The sequence below is a fragment of the Pseudoalteromonas rubra genome, assembly GCF_005887115.1.
Taxonomy (GTDB): Bacteria; Pseudomonadota; Gammaproteobacteria; order Enterobacterales; family Alteromonadaceae; genus Pseudoalteromonas; species Pseudoalteromonas rubra_F.
The window spans coordinates 1-2693 of the sequence record NZ_PNCJ01000083.1; the positions used below are offsets into that span (position 1 = coordinate 1).

Consider the following 2693-nt stretch of genomic DNA (forward strand, 5'->3'; position numbering starts at 1 on the left):
GGTTGCTTTTCAGCGTTGTGCCCCGTGTCGGTGGATGCGCATTATAGGGAAATCGAAAAACGATGCAACCCCTTTTTTCATTTTTCTCTCGATAATATGTCACCACCACCTACCACCCCAAGCACACACAAAACACACACAAGATACACACAACCAAATGTGGATAAGATCGCGAATAAACAACAGTACAGGTAACATAGTGAAAGACGATCAGAATGAGTCTTCAGTTTCTTATTCTGCTCAGGGATATAAAACTGTACGTAAATAAAGCCAGAAGGTTGATAAAAATTGCATCGGTGGGCTTTAGTCATTTTGCTTCCTGTACTAATTGCACGCTGAGTAATGAATACCCTCAGCATAAGTCGCTCAATACCCAATACGGGAATATGGAGCATGCTCAGTAAGAAGTGTTAGCCAGTTACTCATCCACAAGTCGAGGCTCGTGGACGACAATAGTGCAAATTGTAATAATGGAATATAAACGGCTTATTCAAAAAAGCGCTGCATATACTGGGTTTGTAACCCATACCCAGCAGCAGACCCAAGTTCACAAAGCTCTATCCCACCTTCAACAACAACTCCCTCTTCATACAGCACGCCGTGCGATGCTGTTTAAACCAGTTTTTCGGTGTCGAATAGGTTTGTTTCGGTGTATTTATCATGCCTACGAAGTAGCGTTCCAGCAGCGACTCCAGGTTTATGCCAAATTGATTAAATTTATGACCTAATGTCAAAATCCAATTTTCATCGATGTGATAGTGATTTTGCAGCCCTCTGAATTTATCAAACTCTCCAAAAACTAAAGATCCAAGAAGGAAAGTGCGCATGCTCGCACTGGCGCATTTCTTTGAAGGTAAACCTCGCTATCAGATTGCTGAATACTTAAAGGTCAGTCGTACTAGCGTGAACAAATGGGTGAAAGCCTATCTTGACTAGGATTAGAAGGCTGGGAAGAGCTACCTCGCTCGGGCCGCCCTTGCAAACTGGATGATTCACAGCTGAAGCAGCTTAAAGCATATGTACTCGACTCTATAAACCGCACGGAAGGTGGTCGACTCACACTAGAAGATATTCAGCAGTATATATCTGAGTCTTTTCACATAGAGTACGAGTTGTCAGCTGTTCACAGACTGTTGAAAAGGCTAAACTTCTCATGGATTAGCAGCCGCTCAATCCACCCTAAAGGAAACCAAGCTCACCAAGCAGCTTTTAAAAAACTTCGAGCTGGAAACGCTCCTTCACACCCCGGGACACCTTCTTCTTGAACGCATTGATGTGTGGTTTCAGGATGAAGCACGATTTGGTCAACAAACTTCGACCACAAAGGTTTGGGCTGAAAAAAGGCTCACGCCCAAGAGTTGTAAAGCAGCAACAATTCGAATATGCCTATCTATTTGGTGCTGTGTGTCCAACGACTGACGAAACAGAAGCACTTATCTCACCTTTAGTGAATAAAGAAGTCATGTACTCTCATCTGGAGCAAATATCACAAAGGACTCAACCAGGAAGAATAGCTGTGGTCGTCATGGATCGCGCAGCCTGGCACTTCAAAGATGGTTTGATAAAAGGCCTGGAGAATGTCGTGATCATTAGGCTGCCACCTTATTCCCCAGAGTTAAACCCCATAGAACAAGTGTGGAGTTGGCTCAGACAGCATAAGTTATCAAACAGAACCTTTGCAAACTACGATGACATTCTGGATCAGGTCAGCGAAGCATGGAATGCGTTTATCTCATGTGCTGACAGCGTGAAATCATTGTGCTTTAGGGACTGGATGAATCTGACCAGTTATTTATTCAAAATGGTATTACAATCCAACCCAGCTTCATGGATGAATAGACAACGCCATTCTGTCTACAACGGCTTTAAATGACTTAAACGCAAAAAGCCTATCTCGTTCGATTCAAGCTTTTATTGTTTGGAACCTGATAATGATTTGTCGGTTCTCAGTACAGCTCACGTCCACAGTGTTACCTGTTAGAAGATCCCGCATCAAGTGCTATCTCTTAGTCACATTTTTTTGAACTAACTCAGTTTTCCGTGATCTGATCTTGCTCAAAGTGAGCTGTGAAACCTGCCTCAGCGCTTTACAGTGGAAGATTCTGTGGAAAAAGAGACACAAACAAAAAGGCCTTCCAAAGCAACCACCGAGCATGAAATGGGCGTATCAGTCGCTCGGGAGATTAGGAGGCTGGAAAGACAGTAAAAAGACAGGGCGTGTTAGTTGGCCTAGTCTATGGGATGGTTGGAGCAAACTTGAATCCTTGGTCGAAAGGTATCAAATGTTCCAGGAAATGTGATCAAGAGACAGCATCAAGTACGGGGTGAATTGCGACCGAAGCAACGCTTCGCAGTTCGAGGAAGTGAGCGCAAGGACGCGCGAAGGGGAGATACTACATGGAAGTACTTTACTCCAAACGCAAAAAAGCCCGACTCTTTCGAATCGGGCTTTGATGTACAGGAGGTACGAATGTCGATGAGATTCATGGATGAATGTCTTTCGTCGACCTCTAATTAGGAGCTTGGCAATGGTCCGGCTGGCAGCCAGAGGCCTTAGCGTTCAGTCGGTGGAAAGTGAAATTGTTCACTTTCCATAACCCGCCTTCACCCTACTTTCACATGGACGAAATGAGACCGAAGCAACGCTTCGCAGTGCGAGGAAGTGAGCGCATGGACGCGCGAAGGGGAGATAC

1 pseudogene is annotated in these 2693 nt (G+C 44.7%); it reads left to right on the top strand.

The features are described from left to right. Positions 1–825: 825 nt before the first annotated feature. Positions 826–1789 (top strand): annotated as a pseudogene (locus CWB98_RS23220) (IS630 family transposase); the annotation flags it as partial. Between the last annotated feature and the right edge of the window lie 904 nt (positions 1790–2693).